This is a genomic window from Pseudomonas sp. DrBHI1 (assembly GCF_002205115.1).
GTDB classification, from domain to species: Bacteria; Pseudomonadota; Gammaproteobacteria; order Pseudomonadales; family Pseudomonadaceae; genus Aquipseudomonas; species Aquipseudomonas mosselii.
This window is the reverse complement of record NZ_NIBE01000045.1, coordinates 16,058-39,468: the sequence shown is the minus strand read 5'-3', so window position 1 is coordinate 39,468 and position 23,411 is coordinate 16,058. Positions and strand designations below refer to the sequence as shown.

22 protein-coding genes and 2 pseudogenes are annotated in these 23,411 nt (G+C 65.6%); 6 read left to right on the top strand and 18 right to left on the bottom strand.

The genetic code is table 11. From position 1 onward, the window contains the following. Nucleotides 1–74: 74 nt before the first annotated feature. Nucleotides 75–1,214: a TDT family transporter gene (locus CC207_RS07325; RefSeq protein ID WP_028690880.1), complete on the bottom strand. Its 1,140-nt coding sequence runs from the start codon at nt 1,212–1,214 to the stop codon at nt 75–77. A gap of 159 nt (nt 1,215–1,373) precedes the next feature. Here CC207_RS07325 and CC207_RS07320 point away from each other — a divergent pair, with 159 nt between their 5' ends. Beyond that, nucleotides 1,374–2,564 (top strand): MFS transporter, encoded by a 1,191-nt coding sequence (locus CC207_RS07320; protein WP_062361436.1) that lies wholly within the window; start codon nt 1,374–1,376, stop codon nt 2,562–2,564. Nucleotides 2,565–2,695: 131 nt separating this feature from the next. After that, nucleotides 2,696–6,172 (top strand): PAS domain-containing hybrid sensor histidine kinase/response regulator, encoded by a 3,477-nt coding sequence (locus CC207_RS07315; RefSeq protein WP_028690882.1) that lies wholly within the window; start codon nt 2,696–2,698, stop codon nt 6,170–6,172. Here CC207_RS07315 and rmuC read toward each other — a convergent pair. Next, a complete protein-coding gene (rmuC, locus tag CC207_RS07310) occupies nt 6,144–7,502 on the bottom strand; it encodes a DNA recombination protein RmuC (RefSeq protein ID WP_175406197.1) in 1,359 nt (452 codons plus the stop codon). The genes CC207_RS07315 and rmuC overlap by 29 nt on opposite strands. Before the next feature lie 247 nt (nt 7,503–7,749). Further along, the gene (locus CC207_RS07305; RefSeq protein ID WP_069017446.1) at nt 7,750–8,169 is read right to left on the bottom strand and encodes a tetratricopeptide repeat protein; all 420 of its coding nucleotides are present in this window, start codon (nt 8,167–8,169) and stop codon (nt 7,750–7,752) included. A gap of 942 nt (nt 8,170–9,111) precedes the next feature. Here CC207_RS07305 and CC207_RS07300 point away from each other — a divergent pair. The 3 genes from CC207_RS07300 to CC207_RS07290 all read left to right on the top strand — a co-directional run bounded on the left by CC207_RS07300 (nt 9,112) and on the right by CC207_RS07290 (nt 11,485). After that, nucleotides 9,112–9,336, top strand: a complete 225-nt coding sequence (locus CC207_RS07300; RefSeq protein ID WP_028690885.1) for a hypothetical protein — start codon at nt 9,112–9,114, stop codon at nt 9,334–9,336. A gap of 244 nt (nt 9,337–9,580) precedes the next feature. Then, nucleotides 9,581–10,063, top strand: coding sequence for a hypothetical protein (locus CC207_RS07295; protein WP_069017445.1), 483 nt, complete (start codon nt 9,581–9,583; stop codon nt 10,061–10,063). Between the two features lie 144 nt (nt 10,064–10,207). Continuing rightward, complete coding sequence (locus tag CC207_RS07290; protein ID WP_062361428.1) at nt 10,208–11,485, top strand: OmpP1/FadL family transporter; 1,278 nt, start codon at nt 10,208–10,210, stop codon at nt 11,483–11,485. A gap of 42 nt (nt 11,486–11,527) precedes the next feature. On the opposite strand, the gene CC207_RS07285 is transcribed toward CC207_RS07290, so the two are convergent. Continuing rightward, nucleotides 11,528–12,457, bottom strand: coding sequence for a LysR family transcriptional regulator (locus tag CC207_RS07285; RefSeq protein ID WP_062361425.1), 930 nt, complete (start codon nt 12,455–12,457; stop codon nt 11,528–11,530). A 116-nt stretch (nt 12,458–12,573) separates the two neighbouring features. Between CC207_RS07285 and CC207_RS07280 the strand changes: the two genes are divergently transcribed. After that, nucleotides 12,574–12,834 carry a DUF2798 domain-containing protein gene (locus tag CC207_RS07280; RefSeq protein ID WP_028690889.1) on the top strand — a complete coding sequence of 87 codons (261 nt, stop codon included), beginning with the start codon at nt 12,574–12,576 and terminating at the stop codon, nt 12,832–12,834. Nucleotides 12,835–13,014: 180 nt separating this feature from the next. On the opposite strand, the gene CC207_RS07275 is transcribed toward CC207_RS07280, so the two are convergent. The 14 genes and pseudogenes from CC207_RS07275 to CC207_RS27425 all read right to left on the bottom strand — a co-directional run. Next, complete coding sequence (locus CC207_RS07275; RefSeq protein WP_028690890.1) at nt 13,015–13,566, bottom strand: glutathione peroxidase; 552 nt, start codon at nt 13,564–13,566, stop codon at nt 13,015–13,017. 46 nt (nt 13,567–13,612) lie between these two features. Continuing rightward, on the bottom strand, nt 13,613–13,735 hold the full coding sequence (locus CC207_RS27430; protein ID WP_256582037.1) for a hypothetical protein: 123 nt from the start codon (nt 13,733–13,735) through the stop codon (nt 13,613–13,615). Then, nucleotides 13,732–14,934 carry an MFS transporter gene (locus CC207_RS07270; RefSeq protein WP_028690891.1) on the bottom strand — a complete coding sequence of 401 codons (1,203 nt, stop codon included), beginning with the start codon at nt 14,932–14,934 and terminating at the stop codon, nt 13,732–13,734. The genes CC207_RS27430 and CC207_RS07270 overlap by 4 nt, the downstream gene beginning before the upstream one ends. 64 nt (nt 14,935–14,998) lie before the next feature. Then, nucleotides 14,999–15,403: a MarR family winged helix-turn-helix transcriptional regulator gene (locus CC207_RS07265; protein ID WP_069017443.1), complete on the bottom strand. Its 405-nt coding sequence runs from the start codon at nt 15,401–15,403 to the stop codon at nt 14,999–15,001. A 42-nt stretch (nt 15,404–15,445) separates the two neighbouring features. Continuing rightward, nucleotides 15,446–15,637: pseudogene (locus CC207_RS07260) on the bottom strand (glycosyl hydrolase); the annotation flags it as partial. Nucleotides 15,638–15,797: 160 nt separating this feature from the next. Continuing rightward, the gene (locus CC207_RS07255) at nt 15,798–16,532 is read right to left on the bottom strand and encodes an adenosylcobinamide-GDP ribazoletransferase (RefSeq protein WP_088851801.1); all 735 of its coding nucleotides are present in this window, start codon (nt 16,530–16,532) and stop codon (nt 15,798–15,800) included. 1 nt (nt 16,533) lies between these two features. Next, the gene (gene cobC / locus CC207_RS07250) at nt 16,534–17,103 is read right to left on the bottom strand and encodes an alpha-ribazole phosphatase family protein (RefSeq protein ID WP_028690895.1); all 570 of its coding nucleotides are present in this window, start codon (nt 17,101–17,103) and stop codon (nt 16,534–16,536) included. Next, the gene (gene cobT / locus CC207_RS07245) at nt 17,100–18,155 is read right to left on the bottom strand and encodes a nicotinate-nucleotide--dimethylbenzimidazole phosphoribosyltransferase (protein WP_088851800.1); all 1,056 of its coding nucleotides are present in this window, start codon (nt 18,153–18,155) and stop codon (nt 17,100–17,102) included. The genes cobC and cobT overlap by 4 nt, the downstream gene beginning before the upstream one ends. Continuing rightward, nucleotides 18,152–18,673 (bottom strand): bifunctional adenosylcobinamide kinase/adenosylcobinamide-phosphate guanylyltransferase, encoded by a 522-nt coding sequence (gene cobU, locus CC207_RS07240; protein ID WP_028690897.1) that lies wholly within the window; start codon nt 18,671–18,673, stop codon nt 18,152–18,154. The genes cobT and cobU overlap by 4 nt, the downstream gene beginning before the upstream one ends. Before the next feature lies 1 nt (nt 18,674). Continuing rightward, nucleotides 18,675–20,129: a cobyric acid synthase gene (locus tag CC207_RS07235; protein WP_088851799.1), complete on the bottom strand. Its 1,455-nt coding sequence runs from the start codon at nt 20,127–20,129 to the stop codon at nt 18,675–18,677. Beyond that, a complete protein-coding gene (gene cobD / locus CC207_RS07230) occupies nt 20,126–21,118 on the bottom strand; it encodes a threonine-phosphate decarboxylase CobD (protein ID WP_088851798.1) in 993 nt (330 codons plus the stop codon). Before cobD ends, CC207_RS07235 begins: the two co-directional genes overlap by 4 nt. Further along, a complete protein-coding gene (cbiB, locus tag CC207_RS07225) occupies nt 21,111–22,019 on the bottom strand; it encodes an adenosylcobinamide-phosphate synthase CbiB (RefSeq protein ID WP_088851797.1) in 909 nt (302 codons plus the stop codon). The genes cobD and cbiB overlap by 8 nt, the downstream gene beginning before the upstream one ends. Then, complete coding sequence (bluB, locus tag CC207_RS07220; RefSeq protein WP_028690901.1) at nt 22,016–22,666, bottom strand: 5,6-dimethylbenzimidazole synthase; 651 nt, start codon at nt 22,664–22,666, stop codon at nt 22,016–22,018. Before bluB ends, cbiB begins: the two co-directional genes overlap by 4 nt. Next, a pseudogene (locus CC207_RS27425) lies at nt 22,663–23,411 on the bottom strand (cobyrinate a,c-diamide synthase); the annotation flags it as partial. The pseudogene CC207_RS27425 and the gene bluB, both read right to left, overlap by 4 nt.

The following is a 23,411-nucleotide window of genomic DNA, read 5'->3' as shown; positions in this document are numbered from 1 at the left end:
ACAAATCTGCACGGGAATGTCCATAGGCACAAGGAACTTGTAGGAGCGGGCAAGCCGCCCCTACTGGATCACCCTCAAGACTGCGCGATGCATGGCGACACAAACAGCTCGCCGCGCCAGGCCCCGCGCAGGGTCCGGCTGGCCACCAGCAGCCAGAGCAGCGCCAGCGCCACCACCAGCACCTGGCCGAACACAGTGAAGAAGCCCAACTCCAGCCAGGCAGCCAGTTTCAACGTGGCCAGGCAGTACACCCCCAGCGGGAAGGTGAACCCCCACCAGCCCAGGTTGAACGGCATGCCCTGGCGCATGTAGCGCAAGGTGATCAGCACCGCTGTCAGCAACCACCACAACCCCGCGCCCCACAGCACGATGCCGGCCACCAGGCCCAACCCGTGTGCCACCTCGCCGAGGCCGCCAAGGCCATTGGCGGCGAACACTGCAGGGGCATCGCCGCCGAGCACCAGCATGCCCAAAGCACCGGTACCGATCGGGCCTAGCGCCAGCCAACTGGAAGCGGCCATGTTCGCCGGCGGCAGTTTATGCAGGGCCATGCGCAGCATCAGGATGGTGAGGATGCTGAACGCTACCGGCAACGACACCGCCCACATCACATAGCTGGTGATTACCACCAGGAATTGCCGGTGCATATCCACCAGGTGCGGCGCCAGCAGCCCGCCGCTGGCGGCGGCGACTTCAGCAGCCACCACCGGCAGCAACCACACCGCGGTCATCTGGTCGATGCTGTGCTCCTGGCGGGTGAACATCAGGTAGGGAATTGCCACGCCGCATAGCAGCGCCAGGCCCACGTCCAGCCACCAAAGCATTTCAACCCACGGCACCACGGCCTCACCCCAGCGCGCCATGCCGAACACCAGGGCGCCGTTGAGGATGGTGGCCAGCCCCATGGGGATGGTGCCGAAGAACATCGACACGGTGGAGTGCGCGAAAATCCGCCGCGCCTCATCGAAGAACATTACCCAACGGGCGCCGTACAGGACGCAGAACAGGGTAAACAGGCCGATGGTCAGCCACCAAAGGCCCTCGGCCACGCTGTCCAACCCCGGCACCTGGACTTGATGAAAGGCCAGGGCCAGCACGCCGGTACCCATGGTCGCGGCGAACCAGTTGGGGGTGAACTGGCGGATCACTTCGCGGGGGTGGGCCAATTGGCTGAACGGGCGCCAGGAAGGCGCGCGGGTCTGGGTGCATGGCATAAGGTATCTCCTGGCCTTGTGTAAGGTAGAGATATCTTATGCCTGCAAAGAATATCTATATAACGGGTAATTTCTCTATCTGTTATCGATTTTAAAGATATAGCAGCCAGGCCGGCACCTGGCATATGCTTGACCGCTGACAATGACAAGGATCGGTCGATGCTCCGCGCCCTTAAAGGCTACCCCGCTGCGGTTCGCCTGCTGTTGTTCACCACCTTCACCTTGACCATGGCCCGGGCGATCACCCTGCCCTATCTGGTGGTGTACCTGTCAACGCACCTGGGCCTGTCGGTCGGCCAGACCGGCCTGCTGGTCGGCGGCGCGATGCTCCTGGCATCAATGCTCAGCCTCTATGGCGGACACCTGGTCGACACCCTGCGCAGTCATACGCTGATCGTCGCCTGCACCTCGGTGTTCGCCCTGGCCTTCGTCGGCATCGTGGCCAGCACTTCGGCTGCGCTGTTCTTCTGCTTCCTGGTGGTGGCCTACCTGGCCCAGACCGTGGTCGACATTGCCGCCAAGGCCGGGTTCTGCGCCTTGCTGGCAGAGAACCGACGCGGCGAAGTATTCGCCATCAAGTACACCTTCAACAACATCGCCTGGGCCGCGGGGCCGATGCTTGGGGTGCTGCTGATCGAGGCGGACGACCACCTGCCGTTCGTGGTTTCGGCCCTGATCGGCCTCGGCCTGAGCCTGGTCTATTACCGCCTTGGCGAACGCAGCTTGCTGAGCCTGCGCGAGGACCGGCCGGCAGCGGGCTTCGCCCAGGTCGCCCTGGGCATGCTGCGCGACCGGCGCCTGGTGTGCTTCACCCTGGGCGGCGTGCTCAGTGCCGTGGTGTTCGGCCAGTTCACCGCCTACCTTTCGCAGTACCTGGTGGTGACCCTGAACGATCCCGCCGAGGTGGCGCGCCTGGCCGGCTACCTGGTAACCACCAATGCCCTGGGAGTGATCGGCCTGCAATACCTGATCGGCCGACGCATCACCCGTCAGCACCTGATGCCCTGGCTGATGGCTGGCATGGCCATGTTCGCTGCCGGGTTGCTGGGGTTCTCCGTGGCTGCTTCGGCGCCGGCGTGGTGCCTGGCCATGCTGGTGTTCACCCTGGGCGAGATCATCGTGATTCCGGCCGAGTTCATGTTCATCGACCTGATTGCGCCGGAGCATCTGCGCGGGGTTTATTATGGCGCGCAGAACCTCTCCAACCTGGGCGCTGGGCTCGGGCCGATCCTGGTAGGCCTGGCACTGGGGCATGTGGTGCCGGTGACGGTGTTCTATCTGTTGATCGGGTCGGTGATGCTGGCGGCGGTGTTCTACTGGCTGGGAACACGCACCGCCCGCCAGCCTTAGTTGGCAATACCGGCCGATCGCGGGCCCTGCGACGTCCTGCCACTGCGACCATCGTCGGCGCTGACGAACCGCGCCCTGCGTGCCAGACTGATTGATCGGGACCGCGTTTTCTTTTTTGCTCCGGAGTTTGCATGTCGTTGTCCAGCGGGCTGATCGCCGTGGTCGCCCTGGCCTACATGGCCATCATGTTCGCCATCGCCTTCTATGGCGACCGCCGCAGCACGCCGTTGCCGCCGCGCCTGCGCGCCTGGGTGTACAGCCTGTCGCTGGCGGTGTACTGCACCAGTTGGACCTTCTTCGGCGCGGTCGGCCAGGCCGCCGAGCAGCTCTGGGCGTTCCTGCCCATCTACCTGGGGCCGGTGCTGTTGCTGATCTTCGCCCCCTGGGTACTGCAGAAGATGGTGCTGATCAGCAAGCAGCAGAACATCACCTCGATCGCCGACTTCATCGCCGCCCGCTATGGCAAGTCGCAGACCCTGGCGGTGGTGGTGGCACTGATCTGCCTGGTCGGGGTGCTGCCGTACATCGCCCTGCAGCTCAAGGGCATCGTGCTGGGGGTGAACCTGTTGATCGGCGCCAACGCCGATGCCACCGGCAGCCGGGTGCAGGACACCGCGCTGGTGGTATCGCTGGTGCTGGCGCTGTTCGCCATTGTCTTCGGCACCCGTAGCCTGGACGTCACCGAGCACCACCGCGGCATGGTCCTGGCGATTGCCTTCGAATCGCTCGTCAAGCTGCTGGCCTTCCTTGCCGTGGGCGTCTTCGTGGTGTTCAACCTGTATGACGGCTTCGACGACCTGTTCACCCAGGCGCGGCAGTCGGTGCACCTGAGCGACTACTGGGAAGAGACCATCAACTGGCCGTCGATGGTGGTGCAGACCGCCGTGGCGATGATGGCGATCATCTGCCTACCCCGGCAGTTCCACGTCACCGTGGTGGAAAACATCGAGCCCCAGGACATGCGCCTGGCCCGCTGGGTGTTCCCGCTGTACCTGGCCCTGGCCGCGCTGTTCGTGGTGCCCATCGCCCTGGCCGGGCAGATGCTGCTGCCGGGCACGGTGATTTCCGATTCGTTCGTGATCAGCCTGCCGCTGGCCGAGGCCCACCCGAGCCTGGCTCTGCTGGCGTTCATCGGCGGCGCCTCGGCGGCCACCGGCATGGTCATCGTCGAGGCCGTGGCGCTGTCGACCATGGTCTCCAACGACATGCTGCTGCCCTGGCTGCTGCGGCGCAACAACGCCGAGCGGCCGTTCGAGGTGTTCCGCCACTGGATGCTCTCGGTGCGCCGGGTGACCATCGTCGTCATCCTGCTGCTGGCCTACGTCAGCTACCGGCTGCTTGGCTCCACCGCGAGCCTGGCGACCATCGGCCAGATCGCCTTCGCCGCGGTGACCCAGCTGACCCCGGCGATGCTCGGCGCGCTGTACTGGAAGCAGGCCAACCGCCGCGGCGTGTTCGCGGGCCTGGCCGCCGGCATCTTCCTGTGGTTCTACACCCTGGTGCTGCCGATCGCCGCCCACAGCCTGGGCTGGTCGCTGCAGCTGTTCCCGGGGCTGGCCTGGCTGCACGGCAACCCGCTCAACCTGCCGATCACCCCGCTCACCCAGGGCGTGGTGCTGTCGCTGGCGGGCAACTTCACCCTGTTCGCCTGGGTTTCGATCCTGTCCCGCACACGGGTTTCCGAGCACTGGCAGGCTGGGCGCTTCATCGGCCAGCAGACCAGCGCCCGCCCCTCCAGCAAACCCCTGCTGGCGGTGCAGATCGACGACCTGCTCAAGCTCGCCGCGCGCTTCGTCGGCGAGGAGCGCGCCCGGCAAAGCTTCATCCGCTTCGCCTACCGCCAGGGCAAGGGCTTCAACCCCAATCAGAACGCCGATGGTGACTGGATCGAGCACACCGAACGGCTGCTGGCCGGCGTGCTCGGCACCTCCTCGACCCGCGCCGTGGTCAAGGCCGCCATCGAAGGCCGCGACATGCAGCTTGAGGATGTGGTGCGCATCGCCGACGAAGCCAGCGAGGTGCTGCAGTTCAACCGCGCGCTGCTGCAGGGCGCCATCGAGAACATCAATCAGGGTATCAGCGTGGTCGACCAGAACCTGCGCCTGGTGGCCTGGAACCGCCGCTACCTGGAGCTGTTCAACTACCCCGACGGGTTGATCAGCGTCGGCCGGCCGATCGCCGACATCATCCGCTACAACGCCGAGCGCGGTCTGTGCGGGCCGGGCGAGGCCCAGGTGCATGTGGCGCGGCGCCTGCACTGGATGCGCCAGGGCCGGGCCCACTCCTCCGAGCGGCTGTTCCCCAATGGCCGGGTGATCGAGCTGATCGGCAACCCGATGCCTGGCGGCGGCTTCGTCATGAGCTTTACCGACATCACCCCGTTCCGCGAGGCCGAACAGGCCCTGCGCGACTCCAACGAGGGCCTGGAGCAACGCGTCGCCGAGCGCACCCACGAGCTGTCGCAGCTCAACCAGGCGTTGACCGAGGCCAAGAGCCGCGCCGAGGCGGTCAGCCAGTCCAAGACCCGCTTCCTCGCCGCCGTCAGCCACGACCTGATGCAGCCGCTCAACGCTGCCCGGCTGTTCTCCGCCGCTCTGTCGCAGCAAGCCGAGGCCATGAACGACGAGGCCCGGCAACTGGTGCAGCACATGGACAGCTCGCTGCGCTCGGCCGAGGAGCTGATCAGCGACCTGCTCGATATCTCGCGACTGGAGAACGGCAAGGTCACCCCCGACATCAAGCCCTTCGCCCTCAACGAGCTGTTTGACACCCTCGGCGCCGAGTTCAAGGTGCTGGCCGCCGAGAAGGGCCTGGAGTTCCGCCTGCGCGGCAGCCGCCTGCGGGTGGACAGCGACATGAAACTGCTGCGCCGGGTGCTGCAGAACTTCCTCACCAACGCCCTGCGCTACGGCAAGAGCCCGCTGCTGCTGGGTGCGCGGCGACAAAGTGGACGCCTGTGGCTGGAGGTGTGGGACCGTGGCCCGGGCATCGCCGACGACAAGCTGCAGGTGATCTTCCAGGAGTTCAAGCGCCTGGACAGCCACCAGACCCGCGCCGAGAAAGGCCTGGGCCTGGGCCTGGCGATCGCCGACGGCCTGTGCCGGGTGCTCGGGCATCCGCTGGAGGTACGCTCCTGGCCGGGCAAGGGCAGCGTGTTCCGCGTCAGCGTGCCCATCGCCCACAGCCCAGCGCCCGCGACGCCCGCCCCCGTGGAGCAGGCCGGGCAGCCGCTGGCCGGGCTGCAGGTATTGTGCGTGGACAACGAGGACAGCATCCTGATCGGCATGAACAGCCTGCTCAGCCGTTGGGGTTGTCAGGTGTGGACCGCGCGCAACCAGGCCGAATGCGAGGCCCTGCTCGGCAAGGGCCTGCGCCCGCACCTGGCGCTGGTGGACTACCACCTGGATGACGGCGAGACCGGTACCGGGCTGATGGGCTGGCTACGAACACGCCTGGGCGAGCCGGTGCCCGGGGTGGTGATCAGCGCCGACGGGCGCAACGAGACCATCGCCCTGGTGCATGCCGCAGGCCTCGACTACCTGGCCAAGCCGGTCAAGCCGGCAGCCCTGCGCGCCCTGCTCAATCGGCATCTGAGCCTGGTTCAGTAAGCGCCTCATCGTTTAGGGCGCGCTCAATCAACTCAGCCGGCAGGCTCTTGCTGGCCCGGGCGCCGAGCAGCTTGAGCTGCTCGCTGCGGCTGACCAGGTTGCCGCGCCCCTCGCACAGCTTGTTGCGTGCCGCGGCGTAGGCCTTGTCCACCTGGGCAAGGCGTGCGCCGAGCTCGTCCAGGTCCTGAATGAAGAGCACAAACTTGTCGTACAGCCAGCCGGCGCGCTCGGCGATCTCGCGGGCGTTCTGCCCCTGGCGTTCCTGCTTCCACAGGCTGTCGATCACCCGCAGGGTGGCGAGCAAGGTGGTCGGGCTGACGATCACGATCTGTCGGTCAAAGGCCTCCTGGAACAGGTTGGGCTCGGCCTGCAGTGCCGCCGAGAAAGCCGCCTCGATGGGCACGAACAGCAGCACGAAGTCGAGGCTGTGCAAGCCCTCAAGGCGGCTGTAATCCTTGCTGGACAAGCCCTTGACGTGATTGCGCAGCGACTGTACGTGCTGTTTGAGCGCGGCTTCGTCGTTGTTGCCGACGAACTGCTGGTAGGCCGTCAGGCTGACCTTGGCATCCACCACCACCTGCTTGTCGCCCGGCAGCATGATCAGCACATCGGGCTGGAAGCGCTCGCCATCGGCGCTGCGCAGGCTGACCTGGGTCTGGTATTCGCGGCCCTTTTCGAGGCCCGCGTGCTCCAGCACCCGCTCCAGGATCAGTTCGCCCCAGTTGCCCTGGGTCTTCTGGCCCTTGAGCGCCTGGGTAAGGTTGGTGGCCTCGTCGGACAGGCGCAGGTTGAGCTGCTGCAGGCGCTCGAGTTCCTTGCCCAGGGAGAAACGCTCGCGGGCCTCCTGCTGGTAGCTTTCCTCGACGCGCTTCTCGAATGCCTGGATACGCTCCTTGAGCGGGTCGAGCAACTGGCCCAGGTGCTGCTGGCTGGTCTGGGCGAAGCGTTGCTCGCGCTCGTCGAAGATCTTGGTGGCAAGGTCGGCGAACTGCGCGCGCAGGGTGTCGCGGGCTTCCTGCAGGTCTTCGAGGCGTTGCTGGTGGCTCTCCTGCTGTTCACGCAGCTCGGCTTCCAGGCGTGCAGCCTGGGCCTCGAGACGGCGCAGCTCGGCCTCGCGGTTGGCGCGCTCCAGGTGCCAGGCATGGGCGGCATCACGGGCGTTGTCGCGGTCGATCTGCAGCAGCTCCAGTTCCCTGCCCTGGGCGGCCAGCTGGGTCTGCTTGATGGTGTTGGCCTCGCTGAGGTCGCTGATCTCGTCGCGACTGGCCTCCAGCTGGGCCAGCAGGCCGGCCTGGGTCAACTGGGCGGCATTCAGGCGCTCTTCGAGCAAGGCCTGCTCGGCCTTGCGCGCCCCCTGTCCGCGCTGAACCTGCATGACCCAGCCCAGGCAGGGCACGGCGCCCGCCACCAAGCCCAGCAAAATGCTGGTCAGATCCACTGTCATGCCTACCCCGATCGAACATTGACGAATGCTGCGCAGCTTATCAGCCTGGTGACAGGGTTGGGTGGTCAGTACCCAGCAAGAGAGCACCTCAGCCATGCGCCCCCCAACAAATGGTTTTACACAGCTGCTCCGGTTAACTACCGAACCACTGGCGCAACAACCGCCGCGCCTCCTGCGAGCCCTGCCCCGCCGCCAGCTCCAGCCAATAGCGGGACTGCTCCGGCTCCTGGGCCTGGCACAACCGGCCATACTCCAGTTGGGCCCGGCGATCACCGGCGCGGGCCGCCTGGCGCAGCAGTTCATGACCGATGCGCCGGTCGCGGGCATTGCCGCAGTCGCGGCAGAGCATCTGCCCCAGGCGGCTCTGGGCCACCACCACGCCCTGGCGCGCCGGCTGCTTGAGCATGCGCCCGGCCAGGTGCTTGACGCTGGGCTTGTCCCCCAGGCGCGGGCTGTCGAGCAGCCACAGGGCCACTTTCAGGGAAAAACGCTTGGAGGAAGGCAGCGATGGCGAGGCATCAGGACTGGCGAGGTGTTTACCGCGAAGCTTCATGACCTACAGCAAGGGTGATTCGAGAGGCGCGCCACTCTACTCCTTTTTTTGTGGACTGACCTGGGCGACTTTCGGCTGATCGCCATTTTTTTCCACGATTTTTTCTTGACGTTTTCCCAAGGAAAATGCCGATGCCACCACTACCCACCGATTGTCGGACAATGGATGAAACAGCTGGCACGCCCGTCCTAGAGCAAGCGCCCGGGACAATCCACAGAACCTGTGGATAACTCGGTGGACAACCCCTTGAGGTAGCTCGCAAACCCCTGTGAAATGGGGCTTTCAGTCAAACTGACGATTTTTTCACCAGCAAAAATTAGTGTTTTTTTTCATTGACTTAAGCCCCCAGTCAAGTCATTGGCGAGCCGTCCACAGGACGTTGCAAGAGGGTTACAACTGTTCAACTGAGTGTGTACAACCGCACCAACAAATGGCATCGCGGTGCACGGAATCAGTACAGGAGGGTGGTTGGCTGAACATTTCACCCTCTTCACACCAGGCGCGATTGACGACATAATTATCGGCTTACCGCTAGAAAAGCCAAAAACTTGCCAACCCCGAAAAGTTCGTGTAGGGTTGCGCCCCGTTAGTACCCAGCTGAAGTCATTCTGGCCACTCAGTCCCTGCAGCCCAAGTGCTCGGTAACGAGCAAGCACTGCCCCATCGGGACCGGCCCATTCGATGATTCACTCGGCAAACCTTGCCCAGCACGAATCACGTTTCAGATTGATCAGGATCTTCCCCGACGCCCAGAACCCTGGTGTCGGTGTGCTGCCTGCCTTCTGTCGTACCTACCAGTCAGCCCAGCGCCCACTTATTGCATGCGCCCCTCTGGCTGCCCTGTTCCAGTCAGGTTCTGCGTCTCCTTAATAAAGACGTCACTGGAACGTTTCTATTGTGCACGGATCAAACACCGTGTCTTACGCAGGAACATCCAACAATATGAGTAACCATCAACAAATCCAGGTTGCCTTCGGCACCCTTTCCCAGGCCTTCGCCCCATTGAAGTGCCTCATCGTTGCGCCACGCAAGGGCAGCTTTAGCTTCACCCTGGTCGACGAGCATGGCATCGCCTGCCACAGCGAGCGCCTCTATCCGGAGCAGTACAACCGGGCAGAACCGCTGCAAGCGGTGATCGAGCGCACCCGCCAGTCGCTGACCGCATGAATGAATGGCGGGTAATTCACGCCATGAATACGCCATGCAAAACCCAGCCTGAAGGTAATTGGCCTAATCGCCAATGGGCATATGCCCTGCGCCTTCGGGCTGCAATCGATTTAAAAACAGCCTTTTACACCACTGTTATCACACTACACTTCAACTCGAGCGGCATCTGCCGCTTCCGGCGGGCCTGATCACTCACCAGCTGCCAAGCTCCAGCGCCCGTCGGCCCTTTTCAGCAGAGGGCATCATGGGCATCGCTGCGAACGAGTTGAGTCGATATGTGATTCGGCCGACCCTGATCTACCTGGGTCGCCACAGCGACAGCGCCGAAGCTTTGTTACTGGGCGTTGCCGCGAGCCAGTCTGCGCTGGGGGCCGCCCTGCATGACCGACGTGGCCATGGGCTTTACCGGATCGGTGGGAATCGTCACCGTTGCCTGTGGGACGAATACCTTGCCCGCGACCCCGAACTGGCCAGCCTGGTGCGCGGCCTGGCCAGCCAGCACGCCTTCCTCGGCGGCCCGCACCTCGAACTCACCGTCAACCTGCGCTACGCCACCGCCATCGCCTGGATGCTGATCGAAGAGCAAGCCCTGCCCTTGCCGGCGGCCGACGATCTGCTGGGCCTGGCACGGATTTGGCGGCAGACCTTCCAGCCCCAAGGGCGCCTGCGGGACTTCACCCACGCCTGGCACCACTGTATCGAGCCAATGCTCACCCCAGCCTCCTGAGCCAACGCGTCCTACACCCAAAAAAACGGAATTTTGGTCGGATTGTCCTACAAAACCGCTCTATCTCCTGCGTTTCAGCCTATGGCGCAGCGCGGCATTTGTTGGTAGCTTTTCGCCCCGGAGATCCCAAGGAGTTTTCTAATAATGAAAAAAGTTATGCTCAAAACCTCTCTCGGCATTGCCGTTGCCCTCGCTTCCAGCCAATTGTTCGCCAGCGGCTTTGCCCTTAACGAACAGAGCGTCAGCGGCATGGGGACAGGTTTCGCGGGTCGTTCTTCTTCTGCCGAAGATGCCAGCACCGTGTATGGCAACCCGGCGGGCATGTCCCGCCTGAAGCGCGACCAGATGACCGTTGGTGGTGCTGCGGTCATCGCCAAGTCCGATATTTCCGGACGCGGCAGTAACAAAGGGGGGGAAATGGACGGTGACATGGTGCCCGTGGTCGGCGTGCCGATGGGTTACTACGTCAAGTCCATCGATGACCACTGGAGCGTCGGTTTCGGCGTCTACGTACCGTTCGGCCTGGTCACCGACTATGGTAGCGACGATGCCGCGCGCTACTGGGGCAAGAAGAGCCATGTCGAGGTCGTGACCTTCCAGCCGACCGTGAGCTATGCGTTCAACGACAAGGTCTCGATCGGCTTCGGCCCGACCATCAACCGCATCAAAGGCGAACTGGGCTCGAACCTGGCCAGTATCTCGCCGCTGCGTCCGGCCGATGGCGAGGTGAAAATCAAGGGCGACGACACCGCCGTCGGCTACAACATCGGTATTCTGGTACAAGCCACCGACCGCACCCGTGTCGGCCTGACCTACCACTCGATGGTCGACTACAAGCTCGAAGGCAAGACCAAGGTCAGCTACCCGTTGCTCGGCCTGGACGGCAACAAGTTCGATGCCACCCTGAAGATCAAGACCCCCGAGTCGGTGGACTTCTCGGTGACCCACGAACTGGACGACAAGTGGACCCTGTACGCAGGCAGCACCTGGACCCGCTGGAGCCGCCTGGAGAACATCACAGTCAACAATGAAGTACCGGCAGGCCCTGCCGGGCAGTTCGCGACCATCACCGAGGAACAGAATTGGCACGACACCTGGGCTCACGCCATCGGCGCCTCCTACAAGGTGAACAAGGAGTGGGTCCTGCGTACTGGTTTCTCGGTTGACCAGTCGCCGACCAACAACACCAACCGCTCCCCGCGCATCCCGACTGGCGATCGCAAGATCTTCAGCATCGGTGCCGGCTGGAGCCCGACCGACGACATGACCATCGACGTGGCCTACTCGTACCTGTGGGAAGAAGACACCAAGGTCAACAACCAGCCGCATAGCCTGACCGAGGCTGGCCTCAAGGGCAGCTACCAGGCCAAGTACGAAAACAGCGCTCACGGCGTTGGTGCTTCGCTGACCTACCGCTTCTGAGTCACTGTCGCAGCATGAAGAACCGCCCTCGTGGCGGTTTTTTCATGCCTGTGCGCACCACTGCTGGCCCAGGCACTGCTGCAGGTATTCCATGAACACTCGCACCTTGGTCGTCAGTGCAAAGCGGTCAGCCAGGCACAGGTATATATCCATCGGCTCGGTCTGGGCATAGGCCTGCCCGCTGTCGCCGAATTCAAACAGCGGCACCAGCCGGCCGGCATCCAGGTGCGGGCGCACGACGAACTCGGCCAGGCGGGTAATACCACCATCATTCAGCGCCATCTGGGTTAATGCGTCGATATCATCACTGATCAGCACCCGACCGAAGCGGGCCTCGAAGCGCATACCGTCACGCATGAATCCCCAGGGCAGGAATCGGCCATCCACCGGGTAGCGGAACACTAAACAACTGTGATCGTGCAAAGCCTCTGGTGTGGCCGGCAAACCGGCCCTGGCCAGGTAGCCGGGTGCTGCGCAGCAGATGAAAGGAATACGGGCTATATGCCTAGCCAACAAGTGGTCTTCCAGCTGCGGCGTGATGCGCAGGCTCACATCGACGTCTTCGCGGGCGTGATTGACCTTGCGATCAGCCATCACCAACTCTATCGAAAGCAGCGGATAACGGGCGCTAAATGCCGGGATGAGCGGCGCCAGCACGTGCCGTCCGAAGGCCGATGTCGAGGCAATGCACAAGCGCCCCTGAGGCTCGCTGTCCGGCGTGGTGACCGCAAGCTCGGCCTGGGCAAGATCACGCTCGATATGCCGTACGCGCTCGTAGTACAGGCTGCCGGGCGGCGTCAGGGCCATGCTGCGAGTGGTGCGGGTCAGCAAGCGCACCTGCAGATGCGTCTCCAGCCGCGCCAGGTTCTGGCTAACGGCTGCGGGGCTGAGACCCAGATTGCGAGCACCGCCGGCAATGCTACCGGCTTCGACGACCTTGATGAAACTGCGGATGGCGTTGAGCAGGTCCATGGGATGCCTGGCTGATTCGTAAGTTTCTCTTTATAAAGAACTCAGTGAACAGCGTCTACAGCGTCGCGTACAGCCCTTGTTAACCTGCACGCCCATTCATTCGAACAGAGGCCCCCATGAACGAATTGTCCTCGATCCGGAATCGTCGCAAATTGCGCGCAGGCGCCACACCCTATGTGTTCGCGTTCTACATGTCAGCGATCATGGCATTGTTGATGTGCTTCGTGATTACCGCCGCCAATGGCGGGGTCGCTGCCGACTACCTGCACAATGTACTCAAGGCGTACCAGCTGGCGATGCCCGTAGCGTTCTTCTGTGTATTGATGGTGCGACCCGTAGTCATTCGACTGGTTGCGCTGACTGTGCACCCTGAGTAAGCGAGGCGCTTATCTACTAGCTAGACAATGTCACTTCGTAGCTGGGCAAAAATAATTGCAGCTTCACCAGTTGGCTAACCAGCAGGCGCGTATCCGGGCAATTACTGGCTCAGTGAAGCCATCAACATCCTCCAGCCGAAACTGGCCTATATACCAGTTCGGATAGGCCGCTCATGGTCCTCAAGGCTGCGAAGCAATCGCCTTGTCGATCGCCGCCCTGAACGCCGGATCATCAGGCTTGGTCAGGCTGGAAAAGTTGCCGATCACCTTGCCCTTGCGGTCCACCACATACTTGTAGAAGTTCCACTTCGGCGCGCTGCTCTGCCGGGCCAGCTCGACGAACAGCGGGATCGCGTCCTTGCCGCGCACCGGCTGGGCCTTGGTCATGGTGAAGGTCACGCCGTAGTTGGCATAGCAGACCTTGGCGGTCTTGTCGCTGTCGGCGTCTTCCTGCTTGAAGTCGTTGGACGGCACGCCGAGCATTTCCAGGCCCTGTTCGCGGTAGTCCTTATAGGTAGCTTCGAGGCCTTCGAACTGCGGGGCGAAGCCGCAGTAGCTGGCGGTGTTGATCACCACCAGCGGCTTGCCGGCGAAACGCTGGCACAGGTCGATCTGCTCCTTGCCGCGCAGCTCCGGCAGGCTGCCCTGGAGCAACGCCGGACAATCGGCTGCCCAGCTCGAAGTGGCTGCGGCCAGGGCCAGCAAAGGGAGGGTTAGCCAGCGGGCATGCATGATAGCGGTCTCCTGCACATGATTCCTTGATTGTGCAGGGTAGCGCTTAACACAGGCTCATGCCCAACTGCATCAACGCCAGCCCGCCCTTGTGCCAGCCCCACCACACCAGCGCCAGCACCAGTATCGCGGCGATCAGCAGCAAGCCACGCCCGAGCAGGCCGTTCACGCGGCCTGGGCCTGCAGGCGAGCGACCGGGCGCTCGCGCACCGGCCAGTTAAGGGCCGCGGCCAGCAGGCTGAGCAGGATCGAGATCTGCCACACCAGGTCATAGCTGCCGGTCTGGTCATAGACCACCCCACCCAGCCAGCCGCCGAGGAACGCGCCCAGCTGGTGGAACAGGAACACGATACCGCCGAGCATCGACAGGTTGCGCACGCCGAACAGCGTGGCAACGGTGCCGTTGGTCAGCGGCACCGTGGACAGCCACAGCAGGCCCATGGCAATACCGAACAGGTAGGCACTGAACTGGGTCACCGGCGCCCAGAGGAACAGCACGATGACCACGGCACGCAGCAGGTACAAGCCGGTCAGCAGGCGCGGCTTGGACATGCGCCCGCCGAGCCAGCCGGCGGTATAGGTGCCGACGATATTGAACAGGCCGACCAGCGCCAGCACGGTGGTGCCGGTGATCGCCGGCAAGTGCTGGTCGACCAGGTAGGCCGGCAGGTGCACGCCGATGAACACTACCTGGAAGCCGCAGACGAAGAAGCCTAGCGCCAGCAACCAGAAGCCGGAGTGCGAGCAAGCTTCGCGCAGCGCCTGGCCAAGGCTCTGTTCGGCGCCATGGCTAGGCAGCGGGTTATCACGCAACAGGCCTACGAACGGCACGATCAACGCCACCATCAGGCCCAGCACCAGCAAGGCCGCCGACCAACCCAGCCACTGGATAAGGCCCAAGGTGCCGGGAAGCATGGCGAACTGGCCAAAGGAGCCGGCGGCGCTGGCGATACCCATGGCCATGCTGCGCTTTTCCGGCGGCACGGCGCGCCCGACCACCCCAAGGATCACCGAGAACGAGGTGCCGGACAGGCCGATGCCGATCAGCAGGCCGGCGCTCAGCGACAGCGACCATGCCGAGTCGGCCATGCCCATCATCACCAGGCCAGCGGTGTAGAGGATGCCGCCGATCACCACCACCTTGGCCGCGCCCAGGCGGTCGGCCAGGGCGCCGGTAAACGGCTGGGCCAGGCCCCAGATCAGGTTCTGCAAGGCGATGGCGAAGGCGAACACCTCACGGCCCCAGCCGAACTCGGCGCTCATCGGCGCCAGGAACAGGCCGAAACCATGTCGCACCCCCAGCGACAGCGCCAGGATCAGCGCCGCCCCCAGAAGTACCCAACCGCTGCTCCGCCAAAGGGAAGTCATTGTCGTTGTCTCCAGCCCATCGCAAGGTTTATGCGGGTATATACCCGCTTTCTATCGTAGTCGTTCAGGCAAGCTGCTCCAGCAAGCGCACCAACTCGTCACGCTGGCTTTCGCCCAGCCGTTCCACCAACTGCCTCTGGGCCTGCTGCCAAGCCGGGTAGGCGGCGTCCAGGCACGCCCTGCCCGCTTCGCTCAGCAGCACCACGCGATTGCGCTGGTCGTCGCCGTCGGCAAGACGCACCAGGCCGTCGGCCTCGAGCACCTTGAGATTGCGGCCCAAGGTACTGCGCTCCAGGCCCATGGCCTCGGCCAGGCAGGTGATGCTGGGGCGGTCGAGGCGCTGCACCTGGCGCAGCAGGGAAAACTGGGCGACATTGATGCCGAAGCCGGCAAGGGCCTCGTCGTAATGTCGGCTCACCCCACGGGCGGCGCGACGCAAATGGGTACAGATGCATTCACTGGTCAGCATGGATACGTGTATATACCCGCATTATGGATGTTGCAAGAAATTTCACGGTGTCGGTTTGGGTAGCAGGCGCTGGCGGATCGGCTCGAACTCAGCCGTGGCCTTGCGCGGCAAGGGGTCCGGCGCGGCGTTCTCGATGGCTTGCCAATAGCGCCACGGCATCTTGGCCGAACCCAGCTCGTAATCCATGCCATCCCAACTGCCCTCACGGAAGCTGTAGAAGGCCCAATGCAGTTGCTGGTGGCCAGCAGACTGGCGAGCATCCAGGGGTGCATGGCAGGGGCTCCTGGTGGTTTTGAGGAGCAAACGAGGATAAGCGCAATACGTGGAATTGGTTTCCGAGATCCATGCAGGGCACATCCTGCCCCCTGTGGAAGCGACACAAACCCAAGGGCTGCTAGACTAACAGCGCAAGGGTAACCACCACCGTCAGCTCCAGCAGTTCCAGCAACGCCCCAGCCGTATCCCCTGTGGTTCCCCCCAGCCGACGGCACATCAGCAGACGCAGCCACACGAATATGAGCAACGCCGCCAGCAGCGGCCACAACACCGCCCAGCCTCCCAGCGCCAGGCCGACCAGCGCACAGCCCAGCAACACCCAGCCCGCACCGCGCCGGGGCAGGTGTTCGGCCAAGGCCGCGCCCAGCCCGCCCGCGCGCACGTAGGGCGTGCCGAGAAACAACCCGAGCATCGCCGCCCGCCCCACCACCGGAGCCAACACCAACAGGCCGTCAGCGCCCCGCTCGACCAGCACCCAGAGGGCGCAGAACTTCAGCAGCAATACCAGCACCAGCGTGACCACGGCAATCGGCCCGCTACGCGGGTCCTTCATGATCTGCAAGGTGCGTTCGCGATCACCGAAGCCCCCCAGCCACGCATCGGCGCTGTCGGCCAGGCCGTCCAGGTGCAGCCCGCCGCTGAGCAGCACCCACAGCGCCAGCAACAAGGCCGCGTGCAAGGGCGCCGCAGTGCCTTGCAGCAGATGGCTGGCCAGCCACAGCAACAGGCCAAACAGCAGCCCCACCAGCGGATAGCACAGCAGCGAGCGCCCCATCTCGCGGGGCTCCGGCATGCCCGGCAAGCGGACCGGCAAGCTACTGAGGAACTGCAGGGCGATCCAGAACGGCAGCATCTCAACCCACCTCGCGCATTTGCCCGTCGTGATCCAGCATCAGTCGCACCAGCGCGCCGTGCCCGACCTCGACCTGCAGCAATTGCTCACGCGGCAAGCCACGTGCCCGTGCCAGGAGAAGACGCATCACCCCACCATGGGTGACCAGCAGCACGCGCTTGCCTGCATGCACACGGCGCAAACCCTCGACCGCAGCCAGCACCCGTTCGGCAAAGGCCAGCACCGGTTCGCCGCCCGGCGGGGTGAAGGCATACGGATCATTCCAGAACTGCCCAAGGGCATCGGCGTCGACCTGCATGATCTGCGCGGCGCTTTGCCCTTCCCACTCACCGAAGTGCAGCTCGCGCACACCAGCCTCGCGCAACACCGGCAGGTTCAGGCGCGCGCCCAGCTCATCGGCGAACGCCGCGCAGCGCTGCAGCGGCGAACTGACCAGCACGTCCCAGGGGCCGACGTCGGTGACGGCCTGGCGCATCTGCGCCCAGCCAGTCTCGGTCAAGGCGTCGTCGAGGCTGCCGCGCAAGCCGCCCCCTTTTTCCGTCTCGCCGTGGCGCAGCAGGTCGAGGATCATGCCGGGCGATCCGCCACCGCCGCCTCGGCGAAGGTCGCCATTTGCCCATGCAGCGCGCAGGCCAGGCGGATCAGCGGCACCGCCAGCGCCGCACCGCTGCCCTCGCCCAGGCGCAAGCCCAGGGTCAGCAGCGGCTCGGCTTCCAGGGCCGCCAGCAAGGCCTTGTGCCCCGGCTCGGCGCCCTGGTGGGCGAACAGCAGCCAGGGGCGGCACTGTGGATTGAGGCGTACCGCCACCAGGGCGGCGACACTGCAGATGAAACCATCGACCAGTACCGCCACGCCATGCTGGGCGCACGCCAAGTAGGCGCCGGCCAGCGCGGCGATCTCGAAGCCGCCGACACAGGCCAGCGCCTGCAACGGCTGGTCGGCGCGCAGACCGTGCAGCACCAGGGCGCGCTCGATCACTTCGGCCTTGTGCCGCACGCCGGCGCTGTCCAGGCCGGTGCCCGGGCCGCTCAGCTCACGCGCCGGGCAGCCCAGCAACGTGCTGGCCAGTGCCGCCGCCGCGGTGGTGTTGCCGATGCCCATTTCCCCGCCGATGAACAGCTGGGCGCCGTTGTCGAGTGCGCGCAGGGCGCTGTCGCGTCCGGCCTGCAGCGCCGCAGCCAGTTGCGCATCGCTCATCGCCGGCTGACAGGCGAAATTGGCCGTGCCAGGCCCAAGACTCAGGTGATGGACACCGGGCAGTTGCAGCGTCGGGTCGATGGTACCGAGGTCGACCACCTCAAGGTCTGCGTCCAGCTGGCGCGCCAGCACGCTGATCGCCGCGCCACCGCCGACGAAATTGCGCAGCATCTGTCCGGTCACCGCCTGCGGGTAGGCAGAGATGCCCTCCTCCACCACGCCATGGTCGCCGGCGAAGATCGTGATGGCGATCCGCTCCAGTCTGGGACGCTCGCGCCCTTGCAGGCCGGCCAGGCGTATCGCCAGGCCTTCGAGTTGGCCGAGGGAGCCGGCCGGTTTGGTCAGCTGCTGCTGACGAGCGCGGGCCTGGTCCATGGCGGCGGTGTCGAGGGGTTGGCAGGCGTCACGCCACCACATCTGGGTCATAGGGCAGGTCCTTTGAGCATGAGAGGGAGACCAGCGACAGTCAGCACCACGCGTTGGCAGCGCTCGGCCACGGCCTGGTGCAGCGTGCCCGCCAGGTCGACGTAGCGACGGGTCAGTTCGCCCATGGGCACCACGCCCAGGCCGGTTTCGTTGCTGACCAGGACAAGGGTGCCCGGCAGCTGTTCCAGGCAATCGAGCAGCGCATCGCGCTCCTGCGCCAGGCGCAGGTCATCCTCGAGCATCAGCAGATTGGTCAGCCACAGGGTCAGGCAGTCCACCAGCAGGCAGCGCCCTTCGGCGGCTTCGGCGTACAGCACATCAGCCAGCGCCAGGGGTTCCTCCACCAGCCCCCAATGGGCCGGACGGCGCTCGCGGTGCAGACGCACGCGTTCATTCATCTCGCCATCCAGCGGCTGGCTGGTGGCGATATAGGTCACCGGCAGGCCGCTGGTCTCGGCCAGTTGCTCGGCCAGGCGGCTCTTGCCCGAACGGGCGCCGCCGAGGATCAGGCTGCGCATGTCAGACGACTCCACACAGTTGGCGCAGACGCGCGGTGTCCAGGTGCTGCTCGACCAGGTCGGCCAGGCGCTCGATATCGCGTTCGCGCAGGGCCTCGTAGTCGATGGCCTGCACATCGGCCAGACCCGCCCAGCGCAGCAGCGCGGCGCACGACTGGGTGCCCTCGAACAGGCCATGCAGGTAGGTGGCGAGGATCTGCCCGTCGGCGCTGATGGCCCCGTCGGCGCGGCCATCGGTTAGTAGCACCGCCGGACGCTCCAGCGCCGGACCGTGGGTAACCCCGGCGTGGATCTCGTAACCCGACACCGGAACCTGCTCGAGATCGAGCGTGCCGGCCACGTTGCGCAGCTGCTTCTCGGCCTCCAGCACGGTGCTGTAGGCCAGCAGGCCGAGGCCCGCACTGGAGCCGGCGGGCCCTTCCAGGCCCAGTGGATCATGCACCTGCTCGCCGAGCATCTGCAGGCCACCGCAGATGCCGATGAGCTTGCCGCCGTAGCGCAGGTGCCGGGCGATGGCGGTATCCCAGCCACGCTCGCGCAGTTGCGCCAGGTCGCCGCGCACGCTCTTGGAGCCGGGCAGGATGATCAGGTCGGCGGCTGGGATCGGCTGGCCCGGGCCGATGAACTGCAGGTCCACCTGCGGATGCAGGCGCAGCGGGTCGAAGTCGGTGTGGTTGCTGATTCGCGGCAGCACCGGGACGATCACCTTGAGCACGCGCTCGCCCTTCGCCCCCTGGCGGGTATCGATCCCGTCCTCGGCCTCCAGGTGCAGGTCGGTGATGTAGGGCAACACGCCCAGCACCGGCTTGCCGGTGCGCTGCTCCAGCCAGTCCAGGCCCGGTTGCAGCAAGGCAATGTCGCCACGGAAACGGTTGATGACAAAGCCCTTGACCCGCGCCTGCTCGCTCGCCGACAGCAGTTCCAGGGTGCCGACCAGGTGGGCGAACACGCCGCCGCGGTTGATGTCGGCCACCAGGATCACCGGGCAGTCGACCGCCTCGGCGAAGCCCATGTTGGCGATGTCGCCGGCACGCAGGTTGATCTCCGCCGGGGAGCCGGCGCCTTCGACCATCACCACCGGGTAGGCTTCGCTCAGGCGCTCGTGGGACGCCAGCACCGCCTGCATGGCGATGGCCTTGTAGTCGTGGTAGGCGACGGCGTTCATGCTGGTCACCGCGCGGCCATGGACGATCACCTGGGCGCCGGTGTCGCTGTTGGGCTTGAGCAGCACCGGGTTCATGTCGGTGTGCGGCGCCAGCCGGCAGGCCTGGGCCTGCACCGCCTGGGCGCGGCCGATCTCGCCACCGTCGGCGGTCACGGCGCTGTTGAGCGCCATGTTCTGCGGCTTGAACGGCACCACGGCGATGCCCTGGCGCAGCAGCCAGCGGCACAGGGCGGTCACCAGCGTGCTCTTGCCGGCATCGGAGGTGGTGCCTTGCACCATGAGGGTGGTCATGCCGATTCCTTCTGGTAGTCCGCCAGGGCCTGGGCCAGGCGTTGTTCGTCAGCGGCCGTGGCGGGCAGGCCGAAACGCAGCGCGGGCGGCTGATCGAACAGGCGCACCAGAATGCCGCGGCGGGCGAGAAAGTCATGCAGGTGCGCGGCGCGCTCATCACGCACGTACTGGAACAGGTCGCAGCCGCCACTGGGTGGCAGGCCCGCGCCGTCGAGCAACGAGGCCAGGCGCTGGCTGGCCTGGGCGCAACGGGCAATCTGCGCCAGGTGCGCCGCGTCGTCGGCGAAACAGGCCTGCCCCAGCACTCGGGTCGGGCCGCTGACGGCCCAGGGCCCGAGTGCCTCGGCCAGACGTCGCAGCACATCCGCCTGGGCGACGACGAAGCCCAACCGCACACCGGCCAGGCCGAAGAACTTGCCGAACGAGCGCAACACGATCAGGCCAGGTTGCCCGGCCTGCTCGACCACGCTGTGTTCGGGCGTATTGTCCATGAAGGCTTCGTCCACCAGCAGCCAGCCACCGCGCTCGGCCAGACGCGCATGCCAGGCCAGCAGGCGTTCGCGGGTTACCCGACGGCCGGTGGGATTGTTGGGGTTGACCAGCACCAGGACGTCAAGGCTGTCGAGCACGTCCTCGACCTCGGTCTCGTCCAGTTCGACCAACGTGTGCCCTGCCCGTGCCCAGGCATGCGGATGCTCGGCATAGCACGGCGACAGGACCCCGACCCGCCCGCTCGGGCGCAGGTGCGGCAAGGCCTGGATCGCCGCCTGGGAGCCGGCCACCGCCAGCAACGGCTGCGCGCCATAGTACTTTCGCGCCGCCGTCTCCAGGCCGTCTTCGGTCTCCGGCAGACGGGCCCAGGCCTCCAGCGGAATCGGCGGTATCGGATAGGACCATGGCGCGATACCGCTGGACAGGTCGAGCCACTGCTCCCGTGGAATGGCGTACTGTTTCACCGCCCGCAGCAGGCGGCCACCGTGTTCAAGCATTCAGATAGGCTCCCACGCAGATCAACAGCACCCACAACCACACGCCGCGCTGCACCAGGCTCCAGCCGCGCTCGATGGCCTGGGCGTCGGCCATCGGCCCTTCACCCAGGCGCGGTCGTTCATGCAGCTCGCCGTGATACACCGCCGGGCCGCCCAGCTCCACGCCCAGCGCGCCGGCACCCGCGGCCATCACCGGGCCGGCGTTGGGGCTATCCCACAGCGGCGCCTGGTTGCGCCAGCAGGCCAGGGCCAGGCGGGTCTTGCCCAGCAGCGCATAGGTCAGCGCCACCAGCCTGGCGGGAATATAGTTCAGCCCATCGTCGATGCGCGCCGCGCACCAGCCAAAGCGTTCGAAGCGCTCGTTGCGATAGCCCCACATGGCATCCAGGGTATTGCTCAGGCGGTACAGCACCACCCCCGGCGCACCGGCCACGACAAACCAGAACAGCGCGGCAAACACCGCGTCGCTGCCGTTTTCCAACACCGACTCGGTGGCCGCCCGGGCCACGGCGGGCTCGTCCAGCTCGCGGGTTTCGCGGCTGACCAGGTAACCGACACGCCGCCGCGCCTCGGCCAGGTCCCCCTGGCGCAAGGCCTGGGCCACCGGCAGCACATGCTCGCCCAGGCTGCGCAGGCCCAGGGCGCAGTACAGCGCAAGCACATCCACCAGCCAGCCGATGTACGGCAGCCAGGACAGGATCAGCGCCAGCAGGGTCAGCGGCACCACCGCCAGGAACCACGCGGTGACGCCATGGCTGCGCCAGCCGCACCCACCGGCGTTGAAACGTTGCTCCAGGCGCGATGCGAAGTTGCCGAAGCCCACCAGCGGATGACGCCGGCGCGGCTCGCCCAGCAGCGCATCCAGGGCCACGCCCGCCACGGTCAGCAAGGCCACGCTCATGGACGCTCTCCCCAATGGTTCTCGTACAGCATCTCGCTCAAGGGCCGCTGTTCGGCCCAGTCTTCCAGCACCAGCATCGGCGCCGGATAGAACTCGGTCACCGGCCCCAGGCACAGCACCGCCATGGGCTTGGCGCCCGCGGGCATGCCCAGCAGTTCGGCCAGGGCCTCGGGGTCGAACAGCGATACCCAGCCCATGCCCAACCCTTCGGCGCGTGCCGCCAGCCACAGGTTCTGGATGGCGCAGGCCAGCGAGGCCAAGTCCATCTCGGGCAGGGTGCGGCGGCCGAAGACATGCGCCTCGCGCTTGTCCATCAACGCGGCCACCAGCACTTCGGCGCAGTCGTTGATGCCTTCGACCTTGAGCTTCATGAATTCATCGGAGCGCTCGCCCAGGGCCTCGGCGGTGCGCACCCGCTCCTGCTCCACCAGCGCCTGGATCCGCTCGCGCAAGGCACGCTGGCTGATACGGATGAACCGCCACGGCTGCATCAGGCCCACGCTGGGCGCCTGGTGGGCGGCGGCGAGCAGGCGTCCGAGCAACTCGGGGGCCACCTCGCCCCCGGCAAAATGGCGCATGTCGCGGCGTTCGCCAATGGCCCGGTAGATGGCCTGGCGTTCGGCTTCGCTGTAGGCGTGTCGGCTCATGGTCGCAGCAGCGCCGCCGCCGCGTCGGGGTTGGAGGGGAAGTAGAAGTGCACGTAGGAGGCGGTCAGACGCCCCAGACGATAGACCGCCTCGTTGCCCCGACCGCCGTTGGGGCTCTGGCCGCGGGCGATCGGCGCAAGCTCCGTGCTGGTCAGCGAGTGGTGGTAGGTGTGGCCTCGCAGGGTGCCTTCGGGTAGTTCGACCGCCTGCAGGGCCAGGGCCGCCAGGCGCTTCTGCATGGTCGCCTCGCCCGGCAGCAGGCCCAGCAGCGTGGCGCGCTCGCCCGCCACGTCGGTCAGCGCGTCGAGCAGGTAGAGCATGCCGCCGCACTCGGCCAGCAACGGCTTGCCGGCGGCATGATGGGCGCGGATCGCTTCCAGCATCGGCGCGTTGGCGGCCAGCGCCTGGTGATGCAGTTCGGGGTAGCCGCCGGGCAGGTAGAGACTGTCCACCACGGGTAGCTCGCGGTCATGCACCGGCGAGAAGAATTCCAGGTGCGCACCGAGGCCACGCAGCAAGTCAAGATTGGCGCCATAGGTGAAGGCGAAGGCCTCATCGCGGGCCACACCGATGCGCGCTCCGGCCAGCGACGCAGTCACATTCACAGGCTCAGGCTCGGCAAAACGGACCGGTGGCGGCAGCGCGGCATCGCAACTGGCGCCCAGGGCTTCGGCGGCGGCATCCAGGCGTGCATCCAGGTCGTTCAACTCGCTGGCCTGGACCAGGCCAAGGTGACGGCTGGGCA